General features: G+C 55.2%; 11 protein-coding genes and 1 pseudogene. 10 read left to right on the top strand and 2 right to left on the bottom strand.

Going from position 1 to position 17,644, the window contains the following annotated elements; translation table 11 throughout:
• Window positions 1-32: 32 nt before the first annotated feature.
• On the bottom strand, window positions 33-1,688 hold the full coding sequence (locus FG381_RS05610) for a transposase (RefSeq protein ID WP_165697844.1): 1,656 nt from the start codon (window positions 1,686-1,688) through the stop codon (window positions 33-35).
• A 502-nt stretch (window positions 1,689-2,190) separates the two neighbouring features.
• On the opposite strand from FG381_RS05610, the gene FG381_RS05605 reads away from it, so the two are divergent.
• The 10 genes and pseudogenes from FG381_RS05605 to FG381_RS05560 all read left to right on the top strand — a co-directional run bounded on the left by FG381_RS05605 (window position 2,191) and on the right by FG381_RS05560 (window position 16,565).
• A complete protein-coding gene (locus FG381_RS05605) occupies window positions 2,191-3,522 on the top strand; it encodes a glycosyltransferase (protein ID WP_139687915.1) in 1,332 nt (443 codons plus the stop codon).
• Between the two features lie 285 nt (window positions 3,523-3,807).
• A pseudogene (locus FG381_RS12760) lies at window positions 3,808-4,002 on the top strand (transposase); the annotation flags it as partial.
• Between the two features lie 92 nt (window positions 4,003-4,094).
• Window positions 4,095-4,511: a hypothetical protein gene (locus FG381_RS05595; RefSeq protein WP_139687006.1), complete on the top strand. Its 417-nt coding sequence runs from the start codon at window positions 4,095-4,097 to the stop codon at window positions 4,509-4,511.
• Complete coding sequence (tnpB, locus tag FG381_RS05590) at window positions 4,508-4,858, top strand: IS66 family insertion sequence element accessory protein TnpB (protein WP_139687005.1); 351 nt, start codon at window positions 4,508-4,510, stop codon at window positions 4,856-4,858. Before FG381_RS05595 ends, tnpB begins: the two co-directional genes overlap by 4 nt.
• Before the next feature lie 266 nt (window positions 4,859-5,124).
• Complete coding sequence (locus FG381_RS05585; RefSeq protein WP_139687004.1) at window positions 5,125-7,398, top strand: IS66 family transposase; 2,274 nt, start codon at window positions 5,125-5,127, stop codon at window positions 7,396-7,398.
• 160 nt (window positions 7,399-7,558) lie between these two features.
• Complete coding sequence (locus FG381_RS05580) at window positions 7,559-8,197, top strand: glycosyltransferase family protein (protein WP_165697843.1); 639 nt, start codon at window positions 7,559-7,561, stop codon at window positions 8,195-8,197.
• Window positions 8,194-10,308: a hypothetical protein gene (locus FG381_RS05575; protein ID WP_139687912.1), complete on the top strand. Its 2,115-nt coding sequence runs from the start codon at window positions 8,194-8,196 to the stop codon at window positions 10,306-10,308. The genes FG381_RS05580 and FG381_RS05575 overlap by 4 nt, the downstream gene beginning before the upstream one ends.
• Window positions 10,309-10,538: 230 nt before the next feature.
• The gene (locus FG381_RS05570) at window positions 10,539-15,152 is read left to right on the top strand and encodes an autotransporter domain-containing protein (RefSeq protein ID WP_139687911.1); all 4,614 of its coding nucleotides are present in this window, start codon (window positions 10,539-10,541) and stop codon (window positions 15,150-15,152) included.
• A 170-nt stretch (window positions 15,153-15,322) separates the two neighbouring features.
• The gene (locus FG381_RS05565; RefSeq protein ID WP_139687910.1) at window positions 15,323-15,745 is read left to right on the top strand and encodes a helix-turn-helix domain-containing protein; all 423 of its coding nucleotides are present in this window, start codon (window positions 15,323-15,325) and stop codon (window positions 15,743-15,745) included.
• Between the two features lie 103 nt (window positions 15,746-15,848).
• Window positions 15,849-16,565 (top strand): Crp/Fnr family transcriptional regulator, encoded by a 717-nt coding sequence (locus FG381_RS05560; RefSeq protein ID WP_139687909.1) that lies wholly within the window; start codon window positions 15,849-15,851, stop codon window positions 16,563-16,565.
• A gap of 31 nt (window positions 16,566-16,596) precedes the next feature.
• Here FG381_RS05560 and FG381_RS05555 read toward each other — a convergent pair whose 3' ends face one another.
• Complete coding sequence (locus FG381_RS05555; protein ID WP_139687908.1) at window positions 16,597-17,547, bottom strand: alpha/beta hydrolase; 951 nt, start codon at window positions 17,545-17,547, stop codon at window positions 16,597-16,599.
• Window positions 17,548-17,644 lie beyond the last annotated feature (97 nt).

The following is a 17,644-nucleotide window of genomic DNA, read 5'->3' as shown; positions in this document are numbered from 1 at the left end:
TTATTCCTCTAAAAGAACCTCAATTCTTCCCACTATAGTGAGCCGGAAGAGCGTTCCTTTCGAGGGCGACCTCTTGGGCGAGGAGGCCCATAGATGATCGGCCGAACTCTGGGGCGCCCCGGCTTGCGCTTCGGCTGGGGGTTTACTTCCTGTGCCTCCGTCTGTTCCGGTTTTTTGCGCGGCCGGCCGCGTTTTTTCGGATCCGGCGCTTTGTCTTTGCCGGGCAAGGCGAGCTCCAAAGCCGCCAGCAGCTCTCCATCGCACTTCAGCAGACGATTCCAGTATTCGTCATCAACCTGCGGCAGGCTCTCCCGCGGCGCCTTGCGATTGCGCCAGCACGTTCTGAGCGAGTCCATGACATCCCCGAATGTTGCATTGTCGAGTACTCCTGCCTTCGACATGCGCTTCACAATGCGGGATGTCAGGATGGAGGCAATGAGGTCTACGAATTCGGATCCGCGGACGGAGTAGTCGGACTGGACCCGGGTTACGCCGAAATCAAGGCTGTTCTTGTAAACATCGAAGAACATCTCAAGCTGCCAGCGCTGTTCGTAGCATGCGTAGACCTCAGCGCACGTCATGTCGAGATCCGACTCAAAGACGATTGTTCCATACGAGCCGCAATGCTCATCGTAGTTCTTCTTGTCGTATGAATCGCTCCTGCGCTGGCGGTCCATGAAGGAGTTGTCTTCCGCCTGAGCCTTCCACGAATCCCTGAAGGAGTAGAGGAAGCGCCCGTTTCCCATCTTTACCTTTTTGCAGCGGATGCGCTTATCAATGCCGCGCAGACAATCCTCGAAATCGAGCATGGCGTTCTCTGCAATCTTCTTGTCCGAGCGCTTCAGCGGCGTGAGGAAATGAAGCCCTTCATGCTTTCGGAGCAGGCCTTCAATTGCCTTGGGAGGGAATCCCTTGTCCGTGATCAGGACGCCTCGTTCGATTTTGTTTTCCGAAACGAATGAGCTGTAGGCGCGGGCGTCGATCATATTGCCCGGATAGACCTGTGCGCACAAGGGTTCCTGTGCTTCAAGGTCATAGGCGTAGAGGACGGAAATCTCTTTGCAGCCCTTGACGCGAGCCTTTCTTGAGAAGGCAGACAAATCATTGACGATGCTTGTGTTCTGCTTGAGCGTTCCATCAATGATGATGTGGTGATCCCTGCAGACGGCGGCGAGCCGTGCGGTGATGAAGGCATTCATCTTGCCGGCGTCCTGGCCGAGCAGGTTCAGGAACTTGCTGATGGTGTTCTCAGAGAGAGGCAGTCCGGGGTAGAAAACCGAGATGAAGGACTTTTCGTAATGCTGACGGCAGCGGGAGATCTTGATGCCCTTGTGCTCAATGCGGAGCAAGGCGAGCGCAAGAATCATGCAGGCGTCCTTGACGTCGTAGACCTTGAAGAGCTCATCGTCGAGCCCTCGAAGTTCGTCGTGAAGCAGTGCTGCGGCCCCGTAAGAGAGATAGTCGGGACCGTCTTCTGCAAGACTCGCTGCGGACTGGCGAGGCACAAACTTGCCGTCAATGATGTGCCCAATGACCGGCCCGTTCACCGGGCGCGGGTTGCAGCCGGGCTTGCATATGGAAGCCCGACGACTGTGAACCGCATAGCGCTTGGCGCCATTGCTGCCGCTGTCGATGACAACGGTATTGCGCGGTCTCGGAACCTTGCGGATGTGCTCTGGAACGGCCATGGAAATATCATTGATAATATCATATATTATAGTTCTAATCACTATAGAAATCAATGTTCTCGGATTAATTTTCAAGGTCAAAAAGCAGTCCCAGGCCGGATTTCGGACATGAAAAAAGCCCCAGAAATGAGGGAAACTCATCTGAGGCTTGCACGAAATTTCAATTTGTTGATTTTTAAGAATTCTTCATAGTGTGAAGATCTGAGGTTCTTTTATTCCTCTTTTGCAAAAACGGAGGATATGCAGTTTATGCCATGCCTCTTTGCGCTAGATCATGATTTGAAAACCCAGGCGTAAACAGCGCTCCGAAAGCCGAGAGGCTCCACTTCGCTGATGCGCCTAGGCGAGCTGTTAGAATTTTCCCTCCACACGAAGGTTTACCCGGGTGCATAGTGGGCTTCAGGCGTCCGGGAGTCTTTCAGAAAGCAGAAGGCGGAGCGGTCCTCAGAGGACGAAGGCTCCTCTTCGGCGCTCCCTTGTCTTTTCTTCATCTTCCAGATCCATGACTTCCACTCGTCCGGCCCGGATTCTTTTCGCCTGTCCTCAGACGCTTTTCGACGTGAGCAATGGCGCCTCCATGCAGTGCTACTCGATGATGCAGGAGCTTGCCCGCCGCGGTCTTCAGGTCGCCTCCATCGGCGGCGGCATTTTCGATAATCCCTCAGGCGTTGCGCGCATCCCGAACCTTGCTGAGCAGATTGCAGAAAACGAGGGCAAGAAGCTTCTTGTCAACAAGGACTATTCAGCGGGCGGTGAAATCCCAATGACGCACTGGTTCTTCACGGGTTTTCACTCCACTGCCTGGAGCGAAATGACCTATGACGAATCCAACGCGTTCCTCAATGAATACACGCAGATTCTGCGAACCTTCAAGCCCGATCTCGTAATCGGCTACGGCTGCGATCCGCTCTGCCGCTCGATGTGGATGGAGGCGCGGCTCTTCGGAATCCCAACCGTCTACGTGGTCTGCAACGGCAACCACCATCACTACCGCTTCCCGCTTCATGACCTCGTCATCACGGACTCCAAGTCGACGGCGAAGCTCTACAAAGACGCGGACGGCCTCACTGTTCATCCCGTCGGGAACTTCATCAACCCGGAACTCGTGGTTGCGAAAACCTGCAATCCTCAGACGGTCACCTTCATCAATCCGGCCTTCGCCAAGGGCGTAGCAGTCGTCGCGCGGCTGATTCTGATGGCGAACAAGGAGCGCCCCGACATTCCCTTCATGATCGTTGAAACGCGCCAGAAGTTTGCGGATGCGCTGCGGGCGCTCAAAAAACCGGGCGGCGAGACGGGATCCGCATTTTCGAACCAGACTTTCCACAACATCGTCATCCGCGAATCGACCTTCAACGTGTCCGAAATCTACGCGACGACGAAGGTGCTCCTCGCGCCTTCTCTCTGGTATGAGAGCTGGGGCCGCGTTGCAACGGAAGCAACCATGAACGGCATTCCCGTGCTGGGCTCGAAGAGCGGCGGGCTGCCTGAGGCGATCGGCGAAGGCGGCATCACGCTCGATGCACCAGAATCCGTGGGCGGCGTGGATGAATCCGAAAAGTGGCTCACGCTCCCTACAGAAGAAGAGTGCCGCCCGTGGGCGGATGCGCTCTATGAGCTTTTCGATCACGCTGAAGAATGGAAGGCGCGCTGCACGGCCAGTGCCGAAAAAAACAGTCTTAAAGCACGCGGCGACCACCTCATGGAGCTCCTCGAGCCGCTCCTTCAAAAACGGGCCGGCGACGGCGACTTCCCCCGCATGGGATCCATCTATTACGACGGGGATCCGAAGGACTGGGAGACCACATCGAAAGCTGCCGCAACAGTCAAGTGACCGTTTGAAGGCTCAACGTATATCTTGAGGGCAGAGAGGTGCTTGTTGGAGCCGGCCTCCTGCCCTCAATTAAAAGAACCTCAGATCTTCACACTATGAAGAATTCTTAAAAATCAACAAATTGAAATTTCGTGCAAGCCTCAGATGAGTTTCCTTCATTTCTGGGGCTTTTTTCATGTCCGAAATCCGGCCTGGAACTGCTTTTTGACCTTGAAAATTAATCCGAGAACATTGATTTCTATAGTGATTGGAACTATAATATATGATATTATCAAGGATATTTTCATGGCCGTTCCTGAGCACATCCGCAAGGTTCCGAGACCGCGCAATACCGTTGTCATCGACAGCGGCAGCAATGGCGCCAAGCGCTATGCGGTTCACAGTCGTCGGGCTTCCATATGCAAGCCCGGCTGCAACCCGCGCCCGGTGAACGGGCCGGTCATTGGGCACATCATTGACGGCAAGTTTGTGCCTCGCCAGTCCGCAGCGAGTCTTGCGTAACTGGACTATAGGTAGAGCGGGCTGAAATACTTTCGGGGAAACTTGAGGTCGTTCCCATTCAGGAGGATCTCATGATCAGTCCCAACTGGCGCAGGGCATACGACGCCTGGAAGGCAACCGGCCTTACCCGCATTGACTTCCATAAGACCCGCTTCAAATGCTTCTTCCCCGACGAGACGCCTTGTCTTACTACGCTTTATCGAAAGTTCAAGGAGATTGAGCGTCTTTTGGAGTCTGCAGCGGCTGAACGTTCGGCTGCTTCGCAGATCGGCACCGTGGCCGTGGCTACCCTTCCCGCTGTGACGCCGCGCAAGGTCGCGACTAAAGTCGGACGCAATATCCCGGTTAAACGGATTTCCCATCCCTCCGGCCTTGTGGCACGGGAGGTACGGCTGATTCTGCCAAACGGGTCATTGCTCGAGTTTAGATCTGAATCTCCCGAGCTTATGGCAATCGGGATGATGCAGGCGGCAGGAGTGCGGACATGATCATTGATTTCGCCTCGCGCAAAACGACGCTCGTCGCCACGCCGGTTGACGGCCGCAACGGCCTTTCCACCCTGACGTTCATGGCTGAATCGCTCCTCGGCATTCCTGTTGCCGAAGGCAATGACTACGTTGTCTTCGTCTCCCGCAACCGCAAGGTCTGCAAGATCGTCTTCTGGGATGAGCATGGGGCATGCATGGTAGTTCGGCGCCTGAATTCGGGCAGGTTTGCAAAGTTCCTGATGCGGGCTTCCGGACCTGCTGCGGCACCCATTACGCCTGAGGAACTGATGGCTTACCTCGATGGAGAAAATCTGCAGGTTGAGAGACAAGGGATGCTCAAAAATTGATGTAAATCAATTGGTTGAGTTCGTTTTTAGACAACAGTGAAAAGTGAAAATGCGACGCATTCAATATCATGCAGAGTGTGCGGGAAGCGCCGCTCAGTGAGTCTGCAAAGGAGTGCGGAAGGCAAAAAGACCTCCGGAATACTGATGCTCTCAGAACGCTTATAAATGGCCGTTTAAGCTACTGCCAGTAGGGAAAGAGAGTTTTTTACAGGATCGGAAAACGGGTAAAATTACCCCTGTTCCAACACCGATTCCCCCTGTATTCCATGTCCGTCGATCTCTCTGCTCTTCCCCGCGAAAAACTGATTGCCCTGCTGCAGGAATCCCGGCAGCAGGCTGAGGCTGCTGAGAGAAAAGCAGAGACAGCGGAGCGTAAGGCTCAGTCGGCAGAGCGCAAGGCCGAAGAAGCCGAAAAAGCGGCATCTGCAGCGAAGGCTTATGCCAAAGAGACGGAAATTCGGCTGGATCTCTCCGAGAAGAAGTACGCCGCGGCTGCGGCCTTTCTTATGGAAGTCGCCCCGCTGATTCACGGCATGCGCCTTGACGTGGAGCGCAATCTGAGTCTGGATCCGCAGGCCAATCTGAAGCTCTGGGATGATCTCCTGAAGTGCGTGCAGAAGCTCGTAGCCGAAGCGCGCAATGCGGAGACGTTCCGCGAACTCGCCTTCGGAAAGGGCGGGGAAAAGCTCACGCCTGAACTCGCGGAAGTCAAAAAGAACCAGGGAAGCATCCAGGCGGACATCAAAGCCATTCAGCAGGGCATTCGGCAGGCGCAGAAGGCTCAGGCGGCCATTACCGCGCTGCAGGACGAGCAGGACAAGGCTTTTGCGAATGAGAAGCCGGAAGCGAAGTCCGGCGAAGAAGCCGAAGAGACCGTCACTCCGCAGGCGCTCATGACAAAGATCACTCTGGCACGGCAGCCTCAGAAGACTGAGGAGCCGGCTAAGCCTGAGAACGAAAAGAAGACGGCCGAAAAAGCCTCTGATGAAGAAAAGGAGGAGGAAGCGGCTGACGAGAAGGTGCGCGGACGGCAGAAATCCAAAAGCGACCTTCCGGAAGTGCTCCGCACCCCGGGAAAAGGCGCTTCGGACAGCTGCCCGCACTGCAGCGGCAGGCTCAAAAACCTCGGAGAACAGGTGGCGAAGCTTGTTGCGGTTACTCAGGCCGTGCAGGATCGCTTTGAAAGACAGCAGAATCAGATCGAACTTCAGTATTGCGAGAAGTGCCGCACCGTGCACCCCGTATTCCCGGAGCACATGCAGTTTCCCGTGAAGCCGGAGCGCACCGTCTCCATGAACTGCCTTGCCGAAGCCGTGAAGCTGCTCAACAACGGCCTGCCGATCAACCGGCTTGAGAACATGATGTTCAGCCGCCTGAAGCTCGGCTCGAACACGCTCTTTGAGAATCTCTACGCCTGGGCGGATATCTACCTCAGGCCGCTGATGGAGCACATCGTCGGAAACTGCGGCGACCGCGTGTTTCTGGCCGATGAAACCCGATACGACATTCTGGAAAGCGAAGGCCGCGGCGCTTACGCGGACAAGACGAAGACAAGCTCGCAGACCTACGTCTTTACCGTGGGAACCCAAACGGACAGTCCGACGCCCTTCATCTGGTTTTCCACGCTCGGCTCCAGAAGAGCCGAGGATATCGGCAAGCGCCTTGAGTCGCTGAAGGGCCGGATGGATGCCATCGTCGTCGACGGCTATGCCGGATACGATGCTCTGGCGGAAACGGTACTCAAGGGAGTGCTCAGGCAGAGTTGTCTCGTGCATGCCCGTCGTGAAGCCTATGAAGCCGTTACGTGCAAGCAGTACCTCTCGGAACTCGAGAAGCTCACGCCGGAAGAACGCGCCGAGCGGATCGGGAAGCGCGCGCTTGATGCGGCTCCGGAAGCACAGATGCTCTCCATCCTGAGCGGCATTCAGCTTATTTTCCAGTACGAAAAGGAAGTTGCAGAACGCCTTGAGGACGAGACCGCCGAAGAGCATGAGGCACGCATTCAGAAGCATCGCGAAACTTACTCAAAGCCGGTGCTTGATGCCGTGGACAAGCTTTACGCAGGTCTGGCAGAAAAGCTGGCGCTGGAGAAAAACGGAAAATTCTCGAAGAAATTTAATTCGCGGATGGCCGAAGCCGTCGTCTACTGGATGAACCGGCGTGAAAGCCTGAAGCAGTTTTTGAAGGACGGCCGCATCCCCCTCGAAACGAACACGGTGGAGCGGGCCATCCGGCCGGTTGCGATTCTGCGCAAGAACCAGAACTTTATGCAGACCGTGGAAGGGGCGGATGCAGTGGCAACCTGCATCTCGATGGCGGAGACGGCGAAGCTGAACGACATCGACCTCGAAAAGTGGCTGAACGCATATAGCGCGGCCGCATTCCGGCATGCCTATGCAAAGGGCTGGACGAAGGCCTACCGGGAAGGCAAGGACCCGTACAAGAAGATCCAGAAGTGGGACATGAAAGCGCTGCTCGAAGACTTCGACCTGACGCCGTGGCTCCCCTGGGAGTGGAAGAAGCATCAGTCGGCAGACTGAAGGCTATTCTGAGCTATGCCTCAAGCCGCCGGCCCCGGCGGCTGCCGGCGCTGAATAAAAAGCATCCCGCTTACGCGGGATTTTTATACCCATAGTCCAGATACATACATATCCGGCAGAAGCCGCACCGGCAATGGTGCGTCGAGTTCTTCGGGATCATGTGGATATGGTGCTTGGAGACCGACTGTCTTCAACTTACTTTACGGAAAATAAGCGCCCCTTCCACAATAGCGGCAACGTTCTTGTCAGACGCCTCATCAACATGCTCTTCCTGCGCGGCAGGAAGCCAGTGCTCGACATCATGACGGGTTACCGGGCATTCAGCCCGCTTTTCGTCAAGTCATTCCCTGTGCTCTCAAGGGGGTTTGAGGTGGAGACGGAAATGACCATCCATGCGCTCGACAAGAATCTCGGAATTGAATCCATGCCGATTACATACCGGGATCGGCCTGAAGGGAGTTTTTCAAAGCTTTCAACCTTTCGCGACGGCATCAAGGTGCTCTGGACGATCTTTCTTCTTTTCAAGGATTACCGTCCGATGCTTTTCTTCTCGATGCTGTCCGGGCTGCTGCTGTTGATAGGGCTCGGGTTCCTGTGGCCCGTGCTCGAAGAGTATATGAGAACAGGATTGGTGCCGAGGTTGCCGACATTTATTGCCGCCTGCTTCCTTGCGCTCTTCTCACTGCTTTCGTTTGTTTGCGGCTTAATTCTTGACACCATTACGAAAAAGGACCGGCAGAACTTTGAAATAGATCTCAACATGCTTTATCAGCTTGGGCTGAGGGAGACTGGCAAATGATCGTTAGCCAAGCTCTCCGGGAAAAAAAGCTGCGCACGCCTTTTGCTCTGGCAATAGCCTTTCTACTTGCTGTTTTATTGGAATTTTTTGTTTTCAATCACGCGTACTGGTTCATGCCGCAGTTGCCGCAGCAGGAAGTTACTCTGCCGCAAGCTGCAGATGGACAGAAAGGAGTGCTGCTGACTGAGACGCAGCCAACCGCATCGCTTTCTCGAGTTAGTCTCAACGCTAATTCGGTAGAGATCTGCGCGATGGGAGCTCCGGGAATTCAGAAGTTCGGCATCTATTTCACGGATGCCGTGAATACGCATCAATTGGTGCCTGCAGCTACGGCTGTGCTGAATCCAGGGGGAAGCAGAAACTGCGCGCGGGCCGAGATTGTGCCGAAGGGAAATATTCAGAATTTCGCGATTCGTGCGTTATCTCCCTCCCAGGGCAACATTCTGATTACACAGCTTCTTTTCAACCCGACAAGGCAGTTGGAGATTTCGTGGTTGCGCTTCTGGCTTACAGCTTTCTGTCTGATGGCGAGTGCGGCAGCTGTATCCATGAGTCTTTGGAGAGAAAATTTTGACAAGGCAAGCAGACTCCATCAGGGCTTATCTTTCTTGGTTCTCCTTGCAGTTGTCTCGTTATCTTTTGCAGTGACAAGCTGGGAAGGCAACGCTAAGGGTGAAAAGAGCTTCATTTTTACCAACGGGTCCATACTGCAGCTCACTAGTGAAGATGGTCAGCTTGCGCAGCCTCTTCCAGTTGGAGAGTCTCTCGCTAAAGCGGACATCTATACGCAGCTCTTCAGCGCATTCCATGCCGGGCAGTTCCATCTTCAGCTTGATTCTGATCCCGGGCTTTTGAAGCTCAAGAACCCGTATGATGCAAGCGAACGTGCGGCAGCCGGCGTGAATTACTACTGGGATCACGCCTGGAAAGACGGAAAGTACTATTGCTATTTTGGGCCTGCACCACTCCTTACGGCTTATCTGCCGGTATGGCTGCTTACGGGGGAGTTACCTTTGCCGGCGCTCGCCGCCGGAATCTTGGCATTCTGGGCATTGCTGGCACTTTATTGGGCGATGCAAGCATTGGTGCGCTTCTTTGATTTGAAGCCTAATTTGCTTCTTTTTCTTCTTGCAGAGGGTGCAGTTCTAACAGGAGGCACATTGACCACGATGCTGCAGGCATCGGTCACTTTTTACTATCTTCCTTATTTGAGCGCATACCTGTGGCTGAGTGTTTTTATTGCGGCGCTCTATGCCAGTACCCAGGCGGATACGCCATTGTTCCGGCGCATGCTGCTTGCAGTTGCCGGGCTAAGCGTAGTTCTTATCGTTCTATCGAGGCCGTTGGTAGTTCTTTTCGCCATGGTCTTTGCTCTTCCGCCGCTATGGAGGCAGGTAAAAGAGAAGCAGTCTTCTCTCAGATCTCTGGCAGGCGACATCTTAGTCATCGGGACGCCAGTAATTATTGGGGCGGCGGGGGTGATGTATTACAACTACGCCCGCTTTGGAAATATCCTTGAGTTTGGTCAGTATCTGCAGTTTACGGTGACAAACATTCAAGCCAACGAGCAGGTGATGTCTTTAAGAAATCTTGCAGGTATGGTGAATGCCTTCTTCCTCGAGCCATTTGAAACGCTGAGGGAATTTCCATTCATCGGCTTGGCAAACCCGCCGGCGGATAATGCGGGAAATTATCTCTACAGCGGTCCTCATGCCGGAATGCTTCAGATACCGCTGTTTCTTGGATTTCTGCTGGCCTTCTTTGAGTGCCGAAAAAATAGCGACAAAAAACTACTGTGGCTGGCTGCAGGGTCGATTGTTGTCACACTGATTATTAGTTATTTCGCATACAACAATGCCGGAGTACTCATTCGGTACATCTGTGATTCCACCGTGGCCGCTTCACTGGTAGCTTTCCTTTTGATTGTGAAATGGGTCAGGATAGAGGCGCGCGATTCGTCTGGTTTGGCGCTAGGCGGTCTGGCCAGTTGGCTGCTGCTTCAGACGACAGCCATTGGTGTATTGCTGACTTTTTCAGATGAGAACAAGATTTTTAACTATCTGAATCCAGATGCGGCCGTAACACTCCTGACGTGCTTTACGCCCTGGTGATTTTGCTCGTGGTTCCTTGCCAACAATGGCAATATAGGGTTTTTACTCCATATTTGTAATGTTCAGAACAGTAGGTAAAACAAAGGCAATTTTTCAAATATAAGGGTTTCTACCCCCCCCCCCCTCCAGAGGAAATTCTTAGGATCAGCAAAGTGCTTTTGCACGCTGATCCTTTTCCTGCACCCACTCAGGGAAAGGAAGAAACAGATTCTCTCTTGGAGATTTAAAGAATGAATAAGACTTTCAAGGTGGCCCGCTCGCTTACTCGCGGCACAGTCGTGACGAGCGAAAAGGCCTCTTCTTATCAGGGCAAGACAGTAAAGACCGTCGTCGCGGCTGCTGTCGCTGCCGTGATGGCTGGTGTTGCCGGCTCTGCTATTGCCGCTGATGCCACTGAGACTGCCAAAACTACGGTCACGGTTACAACGAGCGAGGAGATCACTGCCGAGGAGGCCTCGGGGTCCAAGGTTTGGAATGGCAAGGACTTCTCAGGCTACGTTTCTGAAACCGGTAAGGATTTTGGTGCACTTTACATCAGCAAGGTTTCCGGCGGCAGTACGGCCATCCAGATCCAGAATCTGACGTTTAATGGCAATAAGTCAGCCGGCAAGGGCGGTGCGGTTACTCTTGACAATTCGACGATTACCCTCACGAACGCTTCCTTTACGAATAATCAGACGGAAGGGTTCGGCGGTGCGATTCGCCTTTGGGCCCAGAGTGGTAGCACTACATCCCTGACGCTTGATGCAACAGAAGATGTCACCTATGCCGGCAACAAGGCTGGTCAGGGTACGACTCTGGTTCCCGGAGCAACCGCTCTCGGAGATCGTTATGAAGATATGGGCGGCTTTGCTTATCTTCAGGGCTACTCCACCCTTGTGATCAATGCTGCTGACCGCCGCGTTGTGAATATCGGCGAAACCGGTGCTGCTGAAGCGGGTCTGGACTCCATCGCCGCGGGCAATGGCAACAATACGCTTGAATTCAACGGCAAAGGCACCGTCAATGTGAATGGCTCGACAGAATCCTTCGTCGGCGCCATCAACGTGAATGCCGGTACCGTCAATTTTGCAACGGGCATCGGTTCTGTCGATGTGACGACGCAGGCTGCAGTCAATAAGCTGGCCAGTGGCGCGGCTGCGTCTTCCGCTACCGCTGGTACGGAAGCGACTGTTCTGACCGTTGCCTCGGGTGCTACCGCCAACGTCGGTGATCTCGTCATCAATCGCTCTGCTGCCAACTCTGCTGCAGGAACGAAGGTTGTTGCGCAGTCGGGCGCCACCGTGACGATTCAGAGCGTTACGCTTACCACCAAGGATTACACGGATCGTTACGTAGAAGCCAGCGGAGCTGCTGCTTCAGGCGCTCTGACGACGACCGGCAACGGTGAATTTTCGGTTGCCTCCGGCGCCAAGATGACGGTGCTCGGCGATGTGACGATCGGCAAGGGTTCTACCCTCACGAAGTCTGAAGCCGGCATGCTTGATGTCGACGGCACGCTCAATGTCGCGGCGAGCGGCACCTACACGGTTTCGGGCGGCAACACAACTGTCGGCACTCTTGTCAATGCGGGTACGGTGTCGGGCGGTAATCTGACCGTTGAAGGCGTCAAGGCTTCCTCCAATACCGGCAAGATGGATGTGACTTCGCTCACGCTGAAGGCAGGTGAGTTCACGACTTCCGGTGGTCAGTGGTCTGAAGGTAAGAGCTCGGTATTTAATACTGAAACTCTTACTGTCAAGGAAGGTGCAACGTTCAGCAACACAGGCGTAGCTAAAGCCGCTTCGATTACTGTCGAAGGTACGCTGAATACGCAGATTCTCGTGCTGAATAATTCCAATGCCCTTGAAGGTCACCTCAAGTTTGACACGCTGACCATCAACAAAACCGGCGTCTTCAACATCACGAACGAAAGCGTCGTCAACTCCGGCAGCATTGCGTTTGCTGATGGTGATGTTACGTTCGCAGGCGGCAAATTCCAGGTCGCTGGTAAGGACTACACCGGGAACGCGAGTGTTGGCGGTCAGTCGGGAGCTGTGAATATTGCCTTCACGGCTGGCGACTATACCTTCGGGACGATCACTGTTCAGGCTCAGCAGGGAGATAGCGGTCACACGGTTGAGGTTAACGGTGATGCCAAGCTGACCCTTGCTGGCCTCGATATGGCTTCCGGATCTACCGCTACGATCGATGACAACGCCGTTGTTGGAATCGATACCCTGAAGCTGGTTTCCGGCGCGAACATGAATGTCAGCGGCGGTACGCTTACGATCAGCAAGGCTCTCGCCAACGCTTCGGGTAGCAGCTTTAGCGTTGGTGATGGCGAGCTTAATGTTTCCGCCGAAGCTGTTGGTCTTAAAATCGTTTCGGGCAGTGTAACGCTTGCCTCTGGGTTTACTGGTCTGACCAATAATCAAGGTATCGTCAACGTCACCGGCATTGAAGCTGGGGAGTTGGATGTTACTAAGATTGCGGAACTTGCTCAGAAGTTCAACGGGACTTCCGGTACGGGTCTTGTTTCGCTTGCCAATGTCGGGGTATCTGGTCTTTCGACCATGGTTTCCGGCTCGGAAATCGCTTACGACTCGATCAAGAACCTTGGCGGTGTTGAACTCGATCAACTGAAGGATCTGACGGTCACCGGCGTGAGCGGCGCTCTTGCTGGTTCGTATGCTGCCGCCAAGCTTTCCGACACGGCAACGTCTCTGGTTGTTTCGAATACCCTCAAGCTCAACGGTACCGGCAAGCTGGTTCAGACGGCCAGCGGCGCTCTTGCCGGCGCTACGCTTGACAGCGGCACGATGCTGGTCGTGACCGGCAATGGCGCTGAAATTGGTGCGCTTGCAAGCGGTTCAAATGGCGCTGGCGACATGGTTGTCGCTGAAGCCGCCTCCCTAGATGTTCAGGGTACTTCGGTGCTCGGGTCTCTGGATGTCGACGGCACCATGACGATGGGCAAGACTGCCAGCGGTACGGCTTACGACCTCACCGTGGCAGATCTCTATGTCACTGGCAACCTTTCCGTCGCTGGTACGCTGAATGCAACGGGCGCTGAAGTCCTTGGCTCGACTACGGTTGGCAAGCTCGTTGGCGCTGTGACCGTCGGTGATAATGAAACCGCCGGTAGCCTTGTTGCTGGTGAACTTGTTTCCGGTTCGATTTTCGCGGATCCGGCCTGGAAGGATGGTCAGCTCCTGACTTCGGAAGCCTCGACGGTTGCCGTCGGCAAGGTTGCTTTCGGCGCTTCGGTTGAAGCTGGTCGCGGTTCGATCGTTTCTGTGGGTACCACGGACAATGCGGCTGCTTCTACGCTCTTCGATCGTACGGGCTACAGCCTGGGTGATACGACTGCGGAAAGCAATCAGGACAAGAACATCGTCAAGTCGGTTCTTTATGTTTCCAACAAGACGGAAACTGGATACGAGACTCTGACGGGCACGTTGGCGGCTACGGGTGCGGCGACGCAGACTTCGTCTCTGACTGGTGTTTCCGTTGCTGCTGGTTCCATGCTCCTCGTTGACGCAAAGAATGTCGACGTGACGGGCAAGACGGCGATCTTTGATGAGGCCTTGAGGCTTGCCTCCGGCAGCGTGGTTTACGTTGCCAATACCAAGGTCGGCGACAAGTTCTATGCGTCTGAAACGTCTGTGACCGGCGCTGGAACTGCAGACCTCATGATGGACTACGGCCGCATCCTGACGTTGGGTGCTTCTGAGACCCTCGCCAATACATACGAAGTTGCGCTCAAGGCCGACGAAGATATGCAGGGCCTTGCTGGTCTCAAGACCATGGGTCTTGCGAAGGCGACAGTGACGCAGGGTACGGCTAATCCGACTTCTTCGTCCGCAGCCTTCATGAGCTACCTCCTGCAGGATGAGGCGCTCAATGGCCTCACGGACCTTCAGGTGACGAAGATCGGCAATGAAGTCGCCTCGCTCGGCGCGACCACCGGCGTTCAGACGCTCACGATGGATGCCGTCAACCAGATGGCTGACACGGTTGCCACGCGCAACAGCATCCTCACGCAGCGTGCTCAGGGCGTCAACGTCTGGGCCGATGTGAACGGCGGCAAGTTCGAAGCCAAGAAGCTCTTTGACGGTGCGGGCTACAGCTCTGACATCTACTCGGGCGTCCTCGGTCTCGACTACCAGTTCTCCTGCAATGCCGTCCTCGGCGCCGCTCTCACGATCGGCACCGCTGATACGGACAGCAAGAACTCGGGCGTTGCCGCTTCGACCGATACCGACCTCGTCGGCTTCTCGGTCTACGCCTCGAAGACCTTCGCCGACATCTGGAACGTTGCGGCCGACATCGGCTACATGAGCGCTTCGAACGACGTGACGGCCAACGGCTACAACCACGCCTGGAAGTTCTCGCAGGATACCGATGCCTTTACGGTCGGCGTCCGCGGTGAAGTCCTCACGAAGGCCGGCGCCGTGAACATCGTTCCGCACGTGGGTCTCCGTTACACCCAGCTCTCGACCGACGGCTTTGAAGCCGGCTATGTGACCGACATCGATGACCAGAACATCTTCCAGATGCCTGTCGGCGTTGCCCTCTCGGCTGACTTCGAAACCAACGGCTGGACCCTTGCTCCGAAGTTCGACCTCTCGGTCGTTCCGACCTTCGGCGACAAGGATGCTGACCTCAAGCTCGGCATCAACGGCGTCTCCGCCACCGACGACCTTTCGGTCCGCGTGATCGATTCGAACCCGGTGCAGGCGACCCTCGGCATCAACGCTACGAACGGCGACTGGGGCTTCGGTCTCAGCTACAAGTTGGGCGTCGGTTCCGACGAGCGCATGAACAATTCGTTCAACGCTCAGGTCCGCTACGCGTTCTAAGCCTGAATGGCTCTGCCTCTGAAGTTCCTTCAGAGGCAGCAGACGCGTCGCAATGAATGCGGCGGACATCTGCGGATGTTCGCCGCTTCAGACGACCCTCTCGATAGAGCCCGTTTCCTGAGAGAGTTTCGGGAGACGGGCTTTTTTTCGCTTTCGATCCGTGATTTCTCATGAAGACGTCATATACGAAAACGAAGCGTGCAGCGGAAGAGTCGCTTAGGGCACGCGAAAAAGAAGGACGAATTCGCCCAGCCTTTGCCTCCGACGAGAAGAGACTTGCAGCACTAGAACTCTTCGACCTCGGCCTGGGTTATGTTCGGGCCTCGCGCATTCTGAATCTCTCAGCCAACACTTTGCGAGATTGGCACGCCAAGTGGAAGACAGGAGAATTTAAGGTGCAGCTTTCCGTCAATCAGTACCGCTACGGTGAAGACGTAAAGTCGCGCGTTCGTGCGATGCGCCGGCGAGGCGCTACATGGCGGGAAATCGAGGAAGCAACCGGAGTGTCCATTACTACCTGTCGGACATGGGTGTTGCAGAATCAAAATACAAAATCAATTCGAGCAAAAGGACTATCGGATGATGATCCATGAAGTTCTGCTGTCGCTTGTTCGAACATGATGACGAATATTGCTATCTAAATTCTCATAGTTATCATGGGATAATGGGGAATGTAATGCCTTCCTCAATCCCATTATGCGCAGGATCTTCACCACATACCCGTATTTCCTTCCCGCGGAACCGGAGCCTTTCGTTCAGCTCTTTCGCGAGCACGGGACTCTGCGCGTGGTCAATAAGGGAGAAGTATTGAAGCGCGGCGGCGAATCGCAGCGGCTCTTCTTCCTCGAGGATGGTCTCTGCGCCTACTGTGCGGCCGAAGCGCTTGATCACAGGCCGTACATCCTCTCCATTGTTCTGCCGGGGCGCGTTATGGGAGACATGACGGCAAGCATCCGCACGCGCTGCAATGTCTATACGCGGGCTTTGAAGAAGAGCCGCGTGCTCTCGATTCCGCCCGAGGTGCTTGCGCTTGCGATTGAGGAGCGACCTGAATACGCCAAGCTCGAGATCCGAAACGTCATTGCGAAGGAAGAGTCGCTTCTTGAAGGCATGGCGGCCAACTTCCTGAGGCCGCCTCAGGAGCGCGTCGTCATCTACGCAAAGTCCCTCTGCCGGATCACCGGGACGCTCCCGCGCGAGGACGGCTGGCATGCGCTCCCTCTTGAACTCCCGGTTTCAACGATCGGCGAGCTCGTCAATCTGAATCGCGTGAGCGTGTCGCGCATTCTGAGCCGCTGGATCCAGATGGGAGAAGTGCGTCGGGAAGGCCGGACGCTTCTCTTTTCGGAGTGTCTTTTTGCCTCGGTTGACGACTGGATTGAAAACCGGGCGCCGCAGCATCCGCTTCCCTGATCACTCCGAAACGTCCCGATAGTCAGGTTCGTCACTGCGGCGAAGGTTTCTGAACGTTCCCTGCCGGGAAAAGAACCTTGAGCGCATCAAAGATGGCGGGCGGCGCAACCGTGCCGTGTACTTCGTCGGGGAAGAAGCGGACTTGAGTGCGGATCCCTTCTTTGTCGAGCGTGACAGCGGTTTCTTCCTGAAAGCGCTTTCCTTCGGAAAGGTGGAAGGTGTTTTCCTTTCTCGGCTTTGAAGCAAAGGCGGTGTAAAGCTGCGGAGGCTTTGCGAGGGACTGAGCGCCTGCTGCGCCATGCTGGCGGGCGAATTCTGCGAGCTTCCCCTGGTCCCACCAGAGGCTCGGATCGAGCGCTGCGTAGGCGTCAAAGCGTTCCGGGTGCGTGAGGAGCGCATGGAGCGTGAAGAGTCCGCCGTAGGAGTGTCCGATCAGCATGCGGCGCACGACGCGCGTTCCGGCAGGCAGGCGCTTTTCTGCCGCGTCGCGAAGTTCGGTCGTGAGGAACTCCAGAAATTTGTCTGCACCGCCGCCGAGCAGAGCCGCTTTCTCGTCAATCGAGCCGTCCCGTCTGGCGTTCGACGCCGTCGGCGTAAAGTCTCGCGTCCGATCGGTGCTGACGATTCCGACGACGACAGCGGGCCCGAGAGAAGAAATGCGCGAGGCTTCAAAGAAGGCGGCAGAAGCCGCGGCCGAAGCGAAATGCTTTTCGGCGTCAAGAATGTAGATGACGGTGAGGTCGACGGGAGCCTCAGAGCTCTTCTTTGCTTTGGGCGGCACTCTCATGAGGAAGGTTCGGTCTTCATCAAGAATCCGGGAATGGATCGTTGCAGCGCTCCCGAGAAGCACCGGTTCGGCGTCCGTTGCTTGAAGCGAAAATTCCGGAAAGCCGGCTGGTTCAGCAGCCAGAGGCTGTGCGACAAGCAGCGAAGCCGAAAGGAGTGCAGAGAATGCCGCAGCGGAGAGTGAGCGTTTTCGCATGACAAATAAGAAATGATTTTCATTCGCAGAAAATCATTATGGCGTATACGGTGGTTGGCCTGCTGCCATGAGGTCTTCTGTTCCGGAGTTCAAGCGC

The organism is Sutterella faecalis (assembly GCF_006337085.1).
GTDB lineage: Bacteria > Pseudomonadota > Gammaproteobacteria > Burkholderiales > Burkholderiaceae_F > Sutterella > Sutterella faecalis.
Note: the sequence above shows the minus strand (reverse complement) of the source record. Positions and strands in the feature narration are given on the sequence as shown.

Excerpts from the sequence above, each read along its gene's own strand:
- FG381_RS05595 (WP_139687006.1), top strand. The coding sequence starts at position 4,095 with ATGATCAGTCCCAACTGGCGCAGGGCATACGACGCCTGGAAGGCAACC.
- FG381_RS05560 (WP_139687909.1), top strand. The coding sequence starts at position 15,849 with ATGCGCAGGATCTTCACCACATACCCGTATTTCCTTCCCGCGGAACCG.
- FG381_RS05610 (WP_165697844.1), bottom strand. The coding sequence starts at position 1,688 with ATGGCCGTTCCAGAGCACATCCGCAAGGTTCCGAGACCGCGCAATACC.
- FG381_RS05605 (WP_139687915.1), top strand. The coding sequence starts at position 2,191 with ATGACTTCCACTCGTCCGGCCCGGATTCTTTTCGCCTGTCCTCAGACG.
- FG381_RS05575 (WP_139687912.1), top strand. The coding sequence starts at position 8,194 with ATGATCGTTAGCCAAGCTCTCCGGGAAAAAAAGCTGCGCACGCCTTTT.
- tnpB (WP_139687005.1), top strand. The coding sequence starts at position 4,508 with ATGATCATTGATTTCGCCTCGCGCAAAACGACGCTCGTCGCCACGCCG.
- FG381_RS05585 (WP_139687004.1), top strand. The coding sequence starts at position 5,125 with ATGTCCGTCGATCTCTCTGCTCTTCCCCGCGAAAAACTGATTGCCCTG.
- FG381_RS05555 (WP_139687908.1), bottom strand. The coding sequence starts at position 17,547 with ATGCGAAAACGCTCACTCTCCGCTGCGGCATTCTCTGCACTCCTTTCG.
- FG381_RS05565 (WP_139687910.1), top strand. The coding sequence starts at position 15,323 with ATGAAGACGTCATATACGAAAACGAAGCGTGCAGCGGAAGAGTCGCTT.
- FG381_RS05570 (WP_139687911.1), top strand. The coding sequence starts at position 10,539 with ATGAATAAGACTTTCAAGGTGGCCCGCTCGCTTACTCGCGGCACAGTC.